Annotated in this window: 7 protein-coding genes, 2 tRNA genes, 3 rRNA genes and 1 pseudogene; 6 read left to right on the top strand and 7 right to left on the bottom strand. The window is 59.3% G+C overall.

Annotated features, from left to right (window positions below):
- The first annotated feature begins 233 nt into the window (after positions 1–233).
- Positions 234–1,553 carry an MFS transporter gene (locus C2L64_RS07420; RefSeq protein WP_007583642.1) on the top strand — a complete coding sequence of 440 codons (1,320 nt, stop codon included), beginning with the start codon at positions 234–236 and terminating at the stop codon, positions 1,551–1,553.
- Between the two features lie 45 nt (positions 1,554–1,598).
- Here the strand turns inward: C2L64_RS07420 and C2L64_RS07415 are convergent, their stop codons facing one another.
- From C2L64_RS07415 to C2L64_RS07385, 7 genes are all read right to left on the bottom strand, one after another.
- Positions 1,599–2,243 carry an aspartate/glutamate racemase family protein gene (locus C2L64_RS07415; protein WP_090837895.1) on the bottom strand — a complete coding sequence of 215 codons (645 nt, stop codon included), beginning with the start codon at positions 2,241–2,243 and terminating at the stop codon, positions 1,599–1,601.
- Positions 2,244–2,463: 220 nt separating this feature from the next.
- Positions 2,464–2,577 (bottom strand): 5S ribosomal RNA (rrf, locus tag C2L64_RS07410).
- Between the two features lie 146 nt (positions 2,578–2,723).
- Positions 2,724–5,604: ribosomal RNA gene (locus tag C2L64_RS07405) — 23S ribosomal RNA — on the bottom strand.
- A 310-nt stretch (positions 5,605–5,914) separates the two neighbouring features.
- Positions 5,915–5,990: transfer RNA gene (locus tag C2L64_RS07400), tRNA-Ala, on the bottom strand.
- Positions 5,991–6,041: 51 nt separating this feature from the next.
- A tRNA-Ile gene (locus C2L64_RS07395) sits at positions 6,042–6,118 on the bottom strand.
- A gap of 65 nt (positions 6,119–6,183) precedes the next feature.
- A 16S ribosomal RNA gene (locus C2L64_RS07390) occupies positions 6,184–7,714 on the bottom strand.
- The 16S, 23S and 5S rRNA genes sit together here with 2 tRNA genes alongside, the layout of an rRNA operon.
- 548 nt (positions 7,715–8,262) lie before the next feature.
- On the bottom strand, positions 8,263–10,182 hold the full coding sequence (locus C2L64_RS07385) for a hypothetical protein (RefSeq protein WP_086908821.1): 1,920 nt from the start codon (positions 10,180–10,182) through the stop codon (positions 8,263–8,265).
- Positions 10,183–11,106: 924 nt separating this feature from the next.
- On the opposite strand from C2L64_RS07385, the gene C2L64_RS07380 reads away from it, so the two are divergent.
- From C2L64_RS07380 to C2L64_RS07360, 5 genes and pseudogenes are all read left to right on the top strand, one after another.
- Positions 11,107–12,156 carry a hypothetical protein gene (locus C2L64_RS07380; protein ID WP_090836056.1) on the top strand — a complete coding sequence of 350 codons (1,050 nt, stop codon included), beginning with the start codon at positions 11,107–11,109 and terminating at the stop codon, positions 12,154–12,156.
- A gap of 187 nt (positions 12,157–12,343) precedes the next feature.
- Positions 12,344–14,076 (top strand): annotated as a pseudogene (locus C2L64_RS07375) (pyrrolo-quinoline quinone).
- A gap of 224 nt (positions 14,077–14,300) precedes the next feature.
- On the top strand, positions 14,301–14,879 hold the full coding sequence (locus C2L64_RS07370) for a hypothetical protein (protein ID WP_090836055.1): 579 nt from the start codon (positions 14,301–14,303) through the stop codon (positions 14,877–14,879).
- A 237-nt stretch (positions 14,880–15,116) separates the two neighbouring features.
- Positions 15,117–16,097: an acrylyl-CoA reductase (NADPH) gene (gene acuI / locus C2L64_RS07365; RefSeq protein ID WP_090836054.1), complete on the top strand. Its 981-nt coding sequence runs from the start codon at positions 15,117–15,119 to the stop codon at positions 16,095–16,097.
- Between the two features lie 122 nt (positions 16,098–16,219).
- Positions 16,220–17,191: a PDR/VanB family oxidoreductase gene (locus tag C2L64_RS07360; RefSeq protein ID WP_090836053.1), complete on the top strand. Its 972-nt coding sequence runs from the start codon at positions 16,220–16,222 to the stop codon at positions 17,189–17,191.
- The last annotated feature ends 1 nt before the right edge of the window (position 17,192 follow it).

Raw genomic sequence — 17,192 nt, 5'->3', positions numbered from 1 at the left:
CTCTCCCGTGGGAAAGCATGTCTTCTCCATTGTCCGCCGGCTTGCGACTGCCGGCGCTCGTTCGACTCGTTGAAACGAGACGTTACCACGCTGCCCCTGAAGGGGACGACTGCGAACGATTCGTCCCACATTTGCGTGGCTGATGGCATCTCCCTTTTTCGATGAATTTGACCGATTGAAATGCGCGGCAGACACTCAGCGGCAATCCCCCACCTACATCTATGCGATCCATCATGGCTTCCATCGAAACCACGCACGCAACCGGCCGCGTTGACGCTGTCCGGCCTCTCGAAGACAGGACGTTGCGCAAGATCGTCGTAGCGTCCGTCGCAGGCAACGCGATGGAATGGTACGACTTCTTCGTCTATGGCACGGCGGCCGCGCTCGTGTTCGGACAGTTGTTCTTTCCTGTGGGCGCCGATCCCTTGATCGGCACGCTCGGCGCATTTGCCGCGTTCGCCATGGGTTTCGTCGCGCGGCCGTTGGGCGGCGTCGTGTTCGGCCATATCGGCGACCGCTACGGGCGCAAGGCGTCGCTCGTCTGGACGCTGCTCATCATGGGTGTCGCGACATTCGCGATCGGACTGCTGCCGACGTATGCGCAGATCGGCATCTGGTCGCCTGTTGCGCTCGTCGTATTGCGGCTGCTGCAAGGCGTTGCATCAGGTGGCGAATGGGGCGGCGGCGTCTTGATGATCAGCGAAAGCGCACCGCCCGAAAAACGCGGCTATTACGCCGCGTGGAGCCAGTTGGGCGTGGGCGGCGGATTCGTGTTGTCGTCAGCTGCGTTTCTCGCGGCGCAGTCGCTGCCGCACGATGCGTTTATCAGCTGGGGCTGGAGACTGCCCTTTCTCGCGAGCATCGCGATCTTTGCTATTGGCGTCTATATCAGGCACAGCCTGCCGGAAAGCCGGGATTTCGAACAGACTGAAAAGCGTGGGGAGAAAACCCATATGCCCGTCGTCGAGGTCATCAAGCGGCATCCGAAAGAGATCTTGATGGCGATGGGGCTGCGCGTGGCGGAAAACGGCGGCGCTTATATCTTTCTCGCGTTTTCGCTTGTGTATGGAAAGTTTGTGGGGATCGCCAGCTCGGTAATGTTGACGGGCGTCATGCTGGCAATGGTCGTCGAAATGGGCGCGATGCTGGCCTGGGGACGTCTGTCAGATCGCATTGGACGAAAGCCTGTGTACATGATCGGCGCGGCAGGATTGATCGTGATGGCCTTTCCGTTCTTCTGGTTGCTCGATACGCACCAGACGCCGTGGATCTATCTTGCGCTTATTCTCGGCACAGCCGTTTGTCACGGCGCGATGATCGGTACGTTGCCCGCACTCGTCGGCGAACTGTTCAGCACCGAAGTGCGATATTCAGGCGTGGCGCTTGGGCATGAAGTGGCGTCGATCTTCGCTGGCGGGCTGTCGCCGCTGATCGCAATCGCGTTGCTTGCCCGTTATCACGCTTACTGGCCGGTTTCGATCTTCCTGATGGTGCTCGGCGCGATTACTGTTGTGACGCTCAGGTTTACGCATGAGACGCGTGCGGTTCGATGAAGCGTTGCGTCTCCGTGCTGTCTCTTTTGCCGGATTGAAACGCCTTTATGGGCGCAGGGCATTCATCGCGGCGATGAGACCGCTTGCCGGGCTGGTGAGCGGCTTCATCGCTCGCGTCAATAACGCTGCGGCGCCCGCCATGGATGCCTGAGCCAAGACGACAATCGTGGCGCCGTCCTGGTAGGCGTCTTCCGTTGCGGCAGCGATCTTCGCCAGGTAAGCGGCCTGTTCGCCCGCTTTAAACAGCTGCCAGGCGCCCTGCACCAGCCGGATCTCGACCTCAGCCCCGGATCGCTTCGCTGCGCCCGTAAATATCCGTGCAGTCGGCGCCAGCGTCGTCTCAACAGCGCATAGCGCAATCACTTTGCCGCCGGCACGCGTCGCCTCTTCTGCCAAGGCACTGTCGACTCGTATCATGGGGACAGGGGCATTGGCCGCTTCGGCTGAGATACAGGGCCCCAGAGTGGAACATGTGAGAAGTACTACATCCGCACCACGCCCCAGATTCAACAGGACATCACAAGTCTGACGTTCGATGTCCGGGGTCAGCCCGCGAGCGAGTTCTGCAGCTGCGAGGAGGTCAGCACGCACTTCATGGTGGAGCGAGCCCTGTGGCAGATTCAACTGCTGTGCCACTGTGTCGAACACCGCGACGTTACTTTCTGCCGTGTGTAAGCACGCGATGCGCATCGCTTTCTCTCCAGGTCGAGTCAAGCAGTTTCGCACAGGTACGCGGCAAGGTTGCGGCATTAGCGACGTGGGGCAGTCTCGCGGGAAGATCGGATGGAGAGGAAATGCGGGCACGCTCGTCGCTGTAGCATGCGGCCCGCTGAGAAAGCGACGTTAAAAACGTGATCTACAAACGCCAAGACCCCGCTTTTGAGGGCGGGGTCTTGGTCTTGGGTAAGGAGCCTGACGATTACCTACTTTCACACGGGCAATCCGCACTATCATCGGCGTGGAGTCGTTTCACGGTCCTGTTCGGGATGGGAAGGGGTGGTACCGACTCGCTATGGTCATCAGGCATGAGGGGTTGCCGCGTCGCATCTGGGGTGCGCCACAGCCAATCTGGAAGAAGCGTAAAGAGGGTGGGTTGTGTTGTTTCTGGCACAACACCGATCTCAACCTGTGTGTCCTGTTCACCCCGTTGGGGTAAGACACACCTGTTATAGGATCAAGCCTTACGGGCAATTAGTATCAGTTAGCTTAACGCATTACTGCGCTTCCACACCTGACCTATCAACGTCCTGGTCTTGAACGACCCTTCAAGGGGCTCGAAGCCCCGGGGATATCTCATCTCAAGGCGAGTTTCCCGCTTAGATGCTTTCAGCGGTTATCTCTTCCGAACATAGCTACCCGGCGATGCCACTGGCGTGACAACCGGTACACCAGAGGTTCGTCCACTCCGGTCCTCTCGTACTAGGAGCAGCCCCCTTCAAATATCCAGCGCCCACGGCAGATAGGGACCAAACTGTCTCACGACGTTTTAAACCCAGCTCACGTACCTCTTTAAATGGCGAACAGCCATACCCTTGGGACCGGCTACAGCCCCAGGATGAGATGAGCCGACATCGAGGTGCCAAACACCGCCGTCGATATGAACTCTTGGGCGGTATCAGCCTGTTATCCCCAGAGTACCTTTTATCCGTTGAGCGATGGCCCTTCCATACAGAACCACCGGATCACTATGACCTGCTTTCGCACCTGCTCGACTTGTCGGTCTCGCAGTTAAGCACGCTTATGCCATTGCACTATCAGCACGATTTCCGACCGTACCTAGCGTACCTTCGTACTCCTCCGTTACACTTTGGGAGGAGACCGCCCCAGTCAAACTGCCCACCATGCACTGTCCCCGACCCGGATCACGGGCCAAGGTTAGAACCTCAAACAAACCAGGGTGGTATTTCAAGGACGGCTCCACTGAGACTAGCGTCCCAGCTTCATAGCCTCCCACCTATCCTACACAGATCGGTTCAAAGTCCAATGCAAAGCTACAGTAAAGGTTCATGGGGTCTTTCCGTCTAGCCGCGGGGAGATTGCATCATCACAAACACTTCAACTTCGCTGAGTCTCGGGAGGAGACAGTGTGGCCATCGTTACGCCATTCGTGCAGGTCGGAACTTACCCGACAAGGAATTTCGCTACCTTAGGACCGTTATAGTTACGGCCGCCGTTTACCGGGACTTCAATCAAGAGCTTGCACCCCATCATTTAATCTTCCGGCACCGGGCAGGCGTCACACCCTATACGTCCACTTTCGTGTTTGCAGAGTGCTGTGTTTTTATTAAACAGTCGCAGCCACCAGTTTATTGCAACCCCTTCACCCTCTGCCCGCAGGGGCATCAAGCTACAGGGGCGTACCTTATCCCGAAGTTACGGTACCAATTTGCCGAGTTCCTTCTCCCGAGTTCTCTCAAGCGCCTTAGAATACTCATCTCGCCCACCTGTGTCGGTTTGCGGTACGGTCAATGTGAAACTGAAGCTTAGAGGCTTTTCCTGGAACCCCTTCCGATTGCTTCGCAGCCTAAGCTGCTCGCGCCACGCCCTTGAATTCCGTGCCCGGATTTGCCAGAGCACCTTCTCCAACGCAGCGACCGGGACTTCCAACACCCGGACAACCTTCCGCGATCCGTCCCCCCATCGCATTTCACACTGGTGCAGGAATATTGACCTGCTTCCCATCAGCTACGCATTTCTGCCTCGCCTTAGGGGCCGACTCACCCTACGCCGATGAACGTTGCGTAGGAAACCTTGGGCTTACGGCGAGGGGGCCTTTCACCCCCTTTATCGCTACTCATGTCAGCATTCGCACTTCCGATACCTCCAGCACACTTTCCAGTGCACCTTCGCAGGCTTACGGAACGCTCTCCTACCATGCATATAAATATGCATCCGCAGCTTCGGTATATGACTTAGCCCCGTTACATCTTCCGCGCAGGACGACTCGATCAGTGAGCTATTACGCTTTCTTTAAAGGATGGCTGCTTCTAAGCCAACCTCCTGACTGTTTTAGCCTTCCCACTTCGTTTCCCACTTAGTCATATTTGGGGACCTTAGCTGGCGGTCTGGGTTGTTTCCCTCTTGACACCGGACGTTAGCACCCGATGTCTGTCTCCCGTGATTGCACTCTTCGGTATTCGGAGTTTGCTATGGCGAAGTAATCCGCAATGGACCCTTCAACCATGACAGTGCTCTACCCCCGAAGGTGATACACGAGGCACTACCTAAATAGTTTTCGGAGAGAACCAGCTATTTCCAGGTTTGTTTAGCCTTTCACCCCTATCCACAGCTCATCCCCTAACTTTTCAACGTTAGTGGGTTCGGACCTCCAGTACGTGTTACCGCACCTTCATCCTGGCCATGGATAGATCACCTGGTTTCGGGTCTACACCCAGCGACTGAATCGCCCTGTTCGGACTCGCTTTCGCTACGCCTGCCCTAATCGGTTAAGCTCGCCACTGAATGTAAGTCGCTGACCCATTATACAAAAGGTACGCCGTCACCCCTTGCGAGGCTCCGACTGTTTGTATGCATGCGGTTTCAGGATCTATTTCACTCCCCTCCCGGGGTTCTTTTCGCCTTTCCCTCACGGTACTGGTTCACTATCGGTCGATCACGAGTATTTAGCCTTGGAGGATGGTCCCCCCATCTTCAGACAGGATTTCACGTGTCCCGCCCTACTTGTCGTACACCTAGTTCTTCCTCGCTGTTTTCGCCTACGGGGCTATCACCCACTATGGCCGCACTTTCCAGAGCGTTTGGCTAACAGCAAAGATAAAGAGTACAGGCTGGTCCCATTTCGCTCGCCACTACTTTGGGAATCTCGGTTGATTTCTTTTCCTGCGGTTACTTAGATGTTTCAGTTCACCGCGTTCGCTTCACGTAGCCTATGTATTCAGCTACGGATACTCCATACGGAGTGGGTTTCCCCATTCGGACATCTTCGGATCATTGCTCGTTTGCCAGCTCCCCGAAGCTTTTCGCAGGCTACCGCGTCCTTCATCGCCTGTGATCGCCAAGGCATCCACCACATGCACTTGTTCGCTTGACCCTATAACGGGTGCGTCTCTCCGTGTTACCACGTCAGACCCACTCGCTACAGGTTGAGTTTTAGCGTTGTGCCGTATTCCAAGGCTGTCTTTCGACAACCCTTAAAAATACATTGATACAATCACAACCCTGATTCACCTACTCACGCGCCCATCTCTAAGCACGCTTTCGCGAATCTCTTTACTACTTCTTCCTGATTGTTAAAGAACGACAGCCGATATCGCGATTGCTATAACCGCATATCTTCACTGACTGGCTCAATTGCCAATGCGAAGTCTTCTGCGTTCTGCAGAACACTGTGCATTGGGAATTGGTGGAGGATGACGGGATCGAACCGACGACCCCCTGCTTGCAAAGCAGGTGCTCTCCCAGCTGAGCTAATCCCCCAGTCATACAGTACACAGGAGAATCTTCAGTCAGCCACCGCAGACAAGACGCTGGTGGGTCTGGATGGATTCGAACCATCGACCCCCGCCTTATCAAGACGGTGCTCTAACCGACTGAGCTACAGACCCCTGAGCCTGTCTTCAATTAACAGCCGACAAGTGTGAGCGCTCAACTTTGAGACGCGAAGCTCTGGAAAGGAGGTGATCCAGCCGCACCTTCCGATACGGCTACCTTGTTACGACTTCACCCCAGTCATGAATCCTACCGTGGTGACCGTCCTCCTTGCGGTTAGACTAGCCACTTCTGGTAAAACCCACTCCCATGGTGTGACGGGCGGTGTGTACAAGACCCGGGAACGTATTCACCGCGGCATGCTGATCCGCGATTACTAGCGATTCCAGCTTCACGCAGTCGAGTTGCAGACTGCGATCCGGACTACGATCGGTTTTCTGGGATTGGCTCCACCTCGCGGCTTGGCAACCCTCTGTTCCGACCATTGTATGACGTGTGAAGCCCTACCCATAAGGGCCATGAGGACTTGACGTCATCCCCACCTTCCTCCGGTTTGTCACCGGCAGTCTCCCTAGAGTGCTCTTGCGTAGCAACTAGGGACAAGGGTTGCGCTCGTTGCGGGACTTAACCCAACATCTCACGACACGAGCTGACGACAGCCATGCAGCACCTGTGTTACGGCTCCCTTTCGGGCACCCCCACCTCTCGGCAAGGTTCCGTACATGTCAAGGGTAGGTAAGGTTTTTCGCGTTGCATCGAATTAATCCACATCATCCACCGCTTGTGCGGGTCCCCGTCAATTCCTTTGAGTTTTAATCTTGCGACCGTACTCCCCAGGCGGTCAACTTCACGCGTTAGCTTCGTTACCAAGTCAATGAAGACCCGACAACTAGTTGACATCGTTTAGGGCGTGGACTACCAGGGTATCTAATCCTGTTTGCTCCCCACGCTTTCGTGCATGAGCGTCAGTATTGGCCCAGGGGGCTGCCTTCGCCATCGGTATTCCTCCACATCTCTACGCATTTCACTGCTACACGTGGAATTCTACCCCCCTCTGCCATACTCTAGCCCGCCAGTCACCAATGCAGTTCCCAGGTTAAGCCCGGGGATTTCACATCGGTCTTAGCGAACCGCCTGCGCACGCTTTACGCCCAGTAATTCCGATTAACGCTCGCACCCTACGTATTACCGCGGCTGCTGGCACGTAGTTAGCCGGTGCTTATTCTTCCGGTACCGTCATCCCACCCCTGTATTAGAGAAGCGGTTTTCTTTCCGGACAAAAGTGCTTTACAACCCGAAGGCCTTCTTCACACACGCGGCATTGCTGGATCAGGGTTGCCCCCATTGTCCAAAATTCCCCACTGCTGCCTCCCGTAGGAGTCTGGGCCGTGTCTCAGTCCCAGTGTGGCTGGTCGTCCTCTCAGACCAGCTACAGATCGTCGCCTTGGTAGGCCTTTACCCCACCAACTAGCTAATCTGCCATCGGCCGCCCCTTGAGCGCGAGGCCTTTCGGTCCCCCGCTTTCATCCAGAGATCGTATGCGGTATTAATCCGGCTTTCGCCGGGCTATCCCCCACTCCAGGACACGTTCCGATGTATTACTCACCCGTTCGCCACTCGCCACCAGGGTTGCCCCCGTGCTGCCGTTCGACTTGCATGTGTAAGGCATGCCGCCAGCGTTCAATCTGAGCCAGGATCAAACTCTTCAGTTCAAACCTGTTACTGTTTTTCGGTTGTTTTACCAACCGGTCGCTCACTCAAAATCACTGACGAATGATTCGGTCGAATTTCTCAATCCGTCGAACCTTCCTCAATTACTTCCGTGTGAGACTCGATTACTTTCGCTATTCAGTGACCCGAAGATCACCGCGCGCCGCCATCGAGCACCCACACTTATCGGCTGTTGATTGTTAAAGAACATTCGCTAAAAAGCCGCTGTTTCCTGCTGCTTTCTTGCGTCTCCGTCGTTTGGAGAGGCCGAATTATGCGTAACCCCCAGGGGACTGTCAAGCACTTATTTCGCACGATCTACGAAAAGTTTGCGATGCCACTTTCTTAGGCACGCGCATCTATTCGCAATTGCAATGTACTCGCCTATTCAATCAAAGGCTTAGCACACTTTTGCAGAGAAGATTCCTGCGCCGGACACAACGCAAATCACAGAAACGAAAAAGCGCGCGGAACACCCGCGCGCTTTTCTCAAAAGTACTACCGGCTCGGCGGGGAGCGTCAAGTCCGCTACCCGCATGCGCCGCTTCACTCAAGAACCGACGTAACCCGGCGGCGGGTTCACGTTGCTCTTCGCGACGCTCGCATTCTTCGACACCACATAAACGGGCGCTTCCGTCAGATTCAGCTTCAGCGTGCCGTTCGTGTAGTTCAGCGTCATCGGGTTGCCCATCATGTCGAGCACCTTGACCGTGCCGCTCGTGCCCGGCGCATCGACTGCAAGGCTGTAGGCCGCGCTATACGTCGAGCTGAAGCCCGCGCCTGCACTCCACGCATCGTTGTTGTGGGTCCACAAGGCGGTGATCACCGATCCATTGTTGACCTGCTGGAACGAATAAGCATAGACACCCGACGGCGTGTTCTTCACAGGGCCAAGCGTATTCGTGCCATCCAGAATGCGCGACATCGCACTCACGACCATGGCGGCCGGCTTCGGGCTGATATTGCTCGCACCGAACGAGCCTTGCGCGTTCGACAGATCGAAGAACGTGCCATAGCCCACTTCGCCCGGATAGTCCGCACCGTAGAACACGTACGAAACGTCCGCGCCTTCGCCGAGCAGGATGATGTGCGTACGCGCGACGACGGCGCCCTGCGCGAACAGCACATTACCCGTCGGATAGTTGGGACCGTACTGCGAACCGAGGTCATAGCTGATACCCACTTCCGTCTGATACAGCTTCATGCCCGAGCGGTATTGGTTCAGCATTGTCGTGCGCAGCGTGCGCATCGAGTTGTTGAGCGCGTTGGCTGCATTCGCGGCGACGGGGTCGGTTGCGAGACGCTCAGGCGGATGCGAAGGCGACGTGCCCGCATCGTAGTAGCCGTGCGTCGCCACGCCATCGATGTACTTGCCGTAACCCAGCGAAGCAATGCGTTGCAGACGGTTGTTCGTGAGGCTCGGGAACGCGTCCGCCGGACCCATCACGACAGCGCCCGGATCGGTCGAGTGAATGCCCTGATAGACCGACTGGTACAGCGACACGAAATTGGCATCCGTATCCGTCCAGAACTGATTCGGCTCCCACGTCACCTGATAGTAGTTCGCCGACTGCGTCGGGAAGTACTTGAGGCGAATCGCGTTCGACTCGGTGCCGACGCGGCTCATGTAGTTCTGCAGGTACGACATGTCCTTCGGCAAGGTCGTGAAATCCTCGACGCCACCCGACTTCGACGCCCATCCGGGCGTGCCATCCAGACGGATCAGGCGCATCACGTTGCCCGACGTATAGAACGAGTCGAGATTGTTCGCCGACGGATTGAAGGTGTTCGCGCCATTCGGCTCCATCACCGACATCTGGCGGTCGTCGATCGTCTGCGTGATGCCGAGGCCAGCGAGCACCGCTGCGCGATCGTTTTCACCCTGCATGCCGAAGCGGTGCTGCTCCTGCTTCGTGTACGTCACGGCGGGCACGATGCCACTCAGGTTCGGAATCACGCCGAACGTGGCGATGCCCGTGGGACGCGTGCCGGCTTGCGGCAACGCGCCACCGCCCGCCTTCAGGCTGGCGGCCACCGCGAAGTAGCCCGCGAGTGTCGAATTGCAGGTCAGGGTCGTCGTCGCTGCGCCACCCGGCACCGCGAAGCTGCCACTAGCCGCGACGCGGCCCGTCGTATCGTTGATCGACCAGTTCAGCGTGTCGGCGTTGCTCGCGTTCGTCGTGAACACAAGCGGGAAACTCGCGCCCGACGCAAACATGCGCGTGCCGTCGCTGCTCGCCGTATCGGCGGAAATCAGCGGGCCACCTGCCGACGCGCTCGCCGTCGAAGGCGATACGCAACTGATGTTGCCCGTGGTGTTGCCGTTGGCCGTCGCATTGGCGGCGGACATCGCGGACGTTTGAGAACCGCTATTGGCCGATGCGCCGACCGGGTCGCTGCCGCCGCCACCACCACAGCCCGCGAGAAGGACCGCTATCGATGACGAAACAAGAAGTAAATTGGCTTTCATGGAAGTACGAATGGGCAATCGAAATCCGTCCGAAAACGCCTGGCAAAAATGCCCGCACGCGTACGCTGGATTTCTGGGTTGGCTGTCTTGCACGCGGAGTCGTTCTTACTGCGTCGACTGCCGGTGCGCCCGGGGTGCCGGTAATTTGGAGCAGCGCGTTTCCTGCATGCCCGCAGCTTTTTCAGTGCGAGTGAGGCCGTGCTCAACCGATTGCAACCAGATGTAACTGCAAAGCAGATCGGGATAATGTCTGATTAATAACGCGATATACGCGACCATTAATCAGCTTTAAACCGGGGAGCACCGTGTGGCGGCCTTTCCAGCCTTCACACAAAAACATCCCACTATCCAGACTCTTTTTGCAAGGCCGAATCGTACCGAACGAAAATGCTTACGTCTGCTGAAACGGGGTAACTTTTTGTAACGTATGAAGATTTATCGCATGCATTTTATGCGATTACATTCGCACGATGATAAGCACCGCATTAAACTTGCACGTGACGCACGTTTCACAGGTCAAAATTGCGTGATCTTTCAATGACCTTTAAATAGGGATATATGAATGGCGCAAAACAGCTAGATGGTTTTTTGCCGATTTATTTTCTATTTTCAAAAGGCGCGCATCGCACAATGAATTCTTTTCTGGCGATTTTCCGAATCGTCTGAATCAGTTGCGATTGGCGATTTGCTTGCCCAATTCGCGAAATCCAATCCATTTGTCGCGCTTCACATACACGCACACCGGCTTTTTTCAACCGAATAGCCGAGTTTTATTGACCTCTCGCGAAAGCTGACTCATATTGCATAGCGACCATTGCGATTACGTGCGACGCATTGCGTCGTAAAGGCGATGTCCTACGCACGATGGTTGCCAACGAGAAGAATGTGCGATGCCGTCACGCGTGCCGGCATGGGAGTCTGTCCATGGACACGATTCGCAAGCGTCCAGTGCCGCCGCACGAGCAATGCGACACGACGCAGGAGACAAAACTTGGGGCGCAGCGAGACCATCCTGCGCCGCCGCGCGATCTGCTATTTCCTCTCGACGCTTCAGTGCCTCATGCAAGCGCGAACCGGGCGGCAGATGGTGCGCCCGACCCGTTACCGACTTATCCGCCACTTTTCAGGCGCATCAGGCCAAGGCCGCGCCGTATCGCTGCGCCTACATCAGTGGGTACGCCCGACTGGAAGTTGAGCACGGGCGCCGCTGTCGTGCTGCTAGGCTTCGCGATTGCATTCGGCACGTACATTACGCTGACGCAACGCGATGCGATGCAAAGCCGCTTGCGCCGCATCGTCACCCAGAACGAACTGCGCGCGATGCCGCGTCACGATCGACCGACGATCGCCGATCGCACGCAGGAACTCGCGCGGACCCTGCGAGACCAGATCGAAGCGCTGCGCAGCCGCGACGCAACCGATACGGCCGTCATGGCGGGCGCCGCCGCTCATCAGTCCGCAAACGCGCACAGCAGCACGCTCGCTAGCAGCACGCCGAGCTTGCCGGTAAAGACGGCGCCCGTGTCTCCACCCGCGTCGCCAGCCAAAACGCCAGGCAAGACGCCGGCGAAACAGACGAAACAGCTTGCGGCAAAGCCACTTGCGCCGCCGCTGCCTCAACCCGCACCACGCACGCGGCAGCTCGCCAGCGTCGCTCCCACGCGCGCTCCCAGCACGACGGCTGCACAACAGGAACGCCGAACCAGCACGAAGCAGGCGAATGCCGCGTGCGGCACGCGTTCTCCTTGTGTGCAAGCGAACGCGCAAAGTCCGCGCAAGCCGGTGAAGGTCGCCAGCAAGACGCCGCCGGCAAAGGCCACCACGACCATTGTCGCGGCGCGACGCACGCCAGTCAAAACAGCCTCGAAGCCCGTGCAGCACACGCCTCTTCCCACCGTTCAGGCCTGGTCTCCACCCGAGAGTCCCGCCACATTGCCCGCGAGCGACGACTCGCAAGTCTATCGGCAGCACTAGCTTTCCCGAGCGCCGTCATTAGGCCATCGCGAGAAAAGCCGCTGCCTGGCGGAAAGAAACGAAGCGATGTCGCTTGACCTTGCGCCGTCGTTCTTACCATGGAGAGACTGGCAAGCGCCGCAAAGAACAGCGAAAACGCGCATGCCTCCATGCGAGCACGCTCATTGGGGCGTGGGGAGAGACGAGCATGCATCGACAGCTGCCAGCATCCCTCGCCTCTCCGACGAGCGATACGGCTCGCACGCTTTCGCGCGTCAGCAAGGCCGCCGTCGCACTGACGCTCTCGCTATTTTGCACGGCATGCGGTAACGGCTCGTCTGACAATGCGAGCGCCAGTAACGCCGGCACTAGCGGCACAGGATCAGGCTCAGGCAGCGGCACATCGGGCTCGGGCGGCAGCGCAGCACCGACAGCGTCAGTCGCCACCGACGTGCTGACACATCACAACGATCTCGCACGCACCGGTCAAATGCTCGCCGAGACGACGCTCACACCGTCCAACGTGAATTCGGCAACGTTCGGCAAACTCGCGTTTCTGCCTGCCGACGGCAAGGTGGACGGCCAGCCGCTGTCGGTCACTAGCCTGTCGATCAACGGCACGACGCACAACGTGATCTATGTCGTGACGGAGCACAACAGCGTCTACGCGTACGACGCCGACAACTACGCGCAATTGTGGAAGGTCTCGCTGACGGGCGCGAACGAAACACCCAGCGACAATCGCGGCTGCAATGACATCACGCCGGAAATCGGCATTACGTCGACGCCCGTCATCGACCGCAGTCGCGGCTCGAATGGCGTGCTGTACGCGGTCGCGATGACGAAGGATGCAAGCGGTGGTCTTCATCACCGCCTGCATGCACTCGATCTCGCGAGCGGCGCCGAACTCTTCGGCGGCCCGGCCGAAATCGCGGCGACCGCGCAAGGCACGGGCGGCAACAGCGTCAACGGTGTGCTGACGTTCGATCCTTCGCTGCATACGGAGCGCGTCGCGTTGACGCTCGTGAACGGCAACATCTTCATGGGCTGGCGCATTGCATGGGCGGCGCCTACACGGGCTGGATCATGAGCTATAGCGCCGACACGCTGCAGCAGACAGGCGTCGTCAACGTCGCCCCGAACGGCCATCAGGGATCGGTGTGGATGGCGGGCTCGGGCATGGCATCGGACGGCACGTCCATCTATGTGGTGGACGGCAACGGCACGTTCGGCACGACGCTCGATGTCAACGGCTTCCCCGTCGATAGCGACTACGGCAATTCGTTCATGAAGCTGTCGGCCAGCCCGCTCAAGGTGACCGACTACTTCGCGCCGCTCGACGTCGTGCAGCTCGCGAACGCAGACGGCGACTTCGGCTCGGGCGGTGCGATGCTGTTGCCCGATCAGAAGACTGCCGACGGCACCATCAAGCATCTCGCGGTAGCGGCGGGCAAGGACAACAAGATCTATGTCGTCGATCGCGACGCGATGGGCAAATTCAACGCGAGCGCGAACAACATCTGGCAGGTGCTGACGGGCACGCTGGCAGGCGGCATCTGGGGCTCGCCCGCTTATTTCAACGGCACCGTCTACTACGGCGCATTGAACGACAACATCAAGGCGCTGCCCGTCACCAATGCGATGGTTGCCAGCACGGCTGCATCGAAGAGTCCGACGACCTTCGCCTATCCGGGCGCCGTCCCCGCGATATCGGCGAACGGGACCTCGAACGCCATCCTGTGGGCCGCGGAAAACGGCACGACGGGCGCGCTGCACGCGTACGACGCGACCAATCTCGCAAGCGAACTCTACAATAGCAATCAGGCGGGAACCCGCGACCAGTGGGGCGCGGGCAACAAATTCATCACGCCGATGATCTCGCGCGGCAAGGTCTACGTCGGCGCGACCAACGGTGTCGCCGTGTTTGGCCTGCTGCATTGATCATGCTATGACCCATATCGCGTTGCAGCACGGAAAATGGCGACGAATGGCGTGCTTCTGGCGTGCTGCGCCGCTGTGAGGCGATATGCTGGAATAGCTACCCTTCGGCCTGCGATGGCCTGACTGGCCGCAATGGCCATGTTGCACGTCATGGCTTCATGCGTACCTCGCGACGCGCATCCGCGCCGACAAGACCAAGACTTCGCCAGGGAGTCCGCTCGCTTATGACACGCTTCGCCCATGCCGCAATCGCGCTTTTCGTCGTCAGCGGCGCATCCGTTGCGCAGCAGCCGTTGACCTATCCGGGACGCAGCCAGAGCCCGGGACAACAGGCCGTCGACAACGCCGCGTGCTACGCGGATGCCAACAAGACGACGAAAGTGAACATGGCGCACGAGTCGCAGCGTCCGCCGCCACCCGGCAAGGCGGCGGCCGTTGCGCCGCGGCCTATCGTTGCGCCCTCGCCTGTCAATCCGCCGTTGCCTTCCGCGATGGGTGCCTCGGGCGCGATGGCGGCGTCCGCGCCAGCGGGCGCAAGCGGGGCAGCCATCGCAACGGCCGCAAGCGGTGCGAGCGGGGTCGCAGTTCCGTCGACTGTTGCAGCAGCATCGGGTGCTTCGGGCACGCTCGCGGCTTCGGGCGCGACGCCCGCATCGGACACGCTCGCGGCTTCGGGGGCCAGCATGCCGTCGGCGGCTTCGCTCGCGGCCATGCCGCCACCGCCTCCGCCCGAGCCGCCGATGGTCCGTTACTGGACCGCTTACTCGAAGTGCATGCAGCAGCGCGGCTACTACACACGCTAGCGCACGCCTCATTCATGCGATGAAAGACAAACGGCACGCCGCCGTTTGTTCAATTGCGCCGTCACTCCGCCTCAACACTCCGCTTCAACGCGCCTTTGAAGGCGCCCCCACTCGCGCGTCGAAAGCAACGACCCGCCGTATTGTTGAACACCGCAAGCCGGGCCAGACGGCCCGCGTTCGCCTGGACTCGCCTAGACTAATAGGCACCCACGCAAGGCGAACTCAACGGACGGGACCATGAAAGGCATCTTGATCGAGAAGCAGGACAACGGCAGCCGCGCGTCCATCACCGACATCGACGAAGCGAATCTGCCCGCAGGCGACGTGACCGTACGTGTCGAATGGTCGACGCTCAACTACAAGGACGCGCTCGCGATCACGGGGCGCTCGCCCGTCGTGCGCAGCTTTCCGCTGGTGCCCGGCATCGACTTCGCGGGCATCGTCGAAGCGAGCGAGCACGTGCAATGGAAAGCCGGCGACCACGTGATCCTGAACGGCTATGGCGTCGGCGAAAAGCACTGGGGCGGACTCGCGCAACGCGCGCGCGTAAGCGGCGACTGGCTCGTGCGCACGCCTGCCCCGCTGACTTCACGCGACGCAATGGCCGTCGGTACGGCTGGCTACACGGCCATGCTATGCGTGCTCGCGCTCGAGCGTCACGGCGTCACGCCTGCGCAAGGCAAGGTGCTCGTGACGGGCGCGGCAGGCGGCGTCGGCAGCGTCGCGATCATGCTGCTCGCGAAGCGCGGCTATCACGTGATCGCATCGACGGGACGTCCTGCTGAATCGGACTATCTGCGCGAACTGGGCGCGCAGGAGATCATCGATCGCGCGGAATTGTCCGGGCCGGGCAAGCCGCTCGCGAAGGAACGCTGGGTCGCTGCCGTCGATGCCGTCGGCAGTCACACGCTGGCGAACGCTTGCGCGGGCACCGCGTATGGCGGGATCGTCGCCGCATGCGGACTCGCGCAAGGGATGGACTTCCCCGCCACCGTCGCGCCCTTCATTTTGCGCGGCGTGACGCTCGCGGGCATCGACAGTGTGATGGCGCCGCACGAGCGCCGCGTCGAGGCATGGCAGCGTATCGCGCAGGACCTGAGCACGGCGCGGCTGGCGTCGATGGTCAAGGAGATCAGCCTTGCGGAGGCGCTGGCGGCCGCACCGGACGTGCTCGACGGCAAGGTCCGCGGGCGGCTCGTGGTGGACGTCAACCGGTAGCACACGGTCACGTATTATCGAACAGACTTATGCATCCGAATATTTTTAATCGATTTGCCTGATCCAGACGCGAACCTTAAGCTGAATGCGAATCCGCCAACTGCAACAGACTGGATCGCACCATGCAAGCTCAATCGTTCAAGGTTCGCGTCGACGCCGTGCGCGACGAAGCACACGGCGTCCGCTCATTCGTCATTTCGCGCCTCGATGGCGTGCCGTTCGACGCGTACGAACCCGGCGCGCACATCGACGTCACGAGTCCCTCGGGCGTCACGCGCCAATATTCGCTATGCGGCGACCCCGACTGCCGTGACACGCATCTGTTCGCCGTCAAGAAAGAAACGCAGTCGCGCGGCGGCTCGCGTTCGCTGCACGACGACGTGCAGATCGGCACCGAACTGTCCATCGGTGCGCCGCGCAATCTGTTTCGCCTCGCTGAAAACGCCAGCCAGCATGTGTTGATCGGCGCGGGCATCGGCATCACGCCGCTGCTTTCAATGGCATATCGGCTGCAGAAGATGAACGTGCCGTTCGAATTGCACTACTTCGCGCGCAGCGCGGAACATGCGGCATTTCTTCCGCTGCTCTCGCGCGCTCCGTTCGACGCGTACGCGAAGGTGCATTTGGGCATCGAGCCGGATGCGCTCGATGCCGAACTCGCCGCGTGTCTTGCCGATGTGCCGCAAGGCACACACGTCTACACATGCGGCCCGGTGCCGTTCATGGATCGCGTGGTCGCCGCGGGCGAAGCGCGTCTGCCCGCTGATGCGATTCATCTCGAACGTTTCACCGCCGAGCCCCAAGCGCCCGGCAGCGATGCCACGCTCGACAGCTTCGATGTACAACTGGCCAGCAGCGGTCAGACCGTGCGCGTTGACAGCAAGACTTCGATCGTCGAGGCACTCGCTGCGATCGGCATCGAGGTGGACACGTCATGCGGCGAAGGCGTATGCGGCACCTGCATGGTCGACGTGGTGAGCGGCGAGCCCGAACATCGCGATCATTGCCTGAGCAAGGCGGAACGCGCGAGCAACAGCGTGATCTGCTGCTGCGTGTCGCGCTCCCGCTCGCCCGTGCTCGTGCTCGACCTCTGAC

It is taken from the genome of Paraburkholderia hospita (assembly GCF_002902965.1).
Lineage (GTDB): Bacteria > Pseudomonadota > Gammaproteobacteria > Burkholderiales > Burkholderiaceae > Paraburkholderia > Paraburkholderia hospita.
The sequence above is the reverse complement of the archived record's forward strand: the minus strand, read 5'-3'. Positions and strand labels throughout refer to the sequence as shown.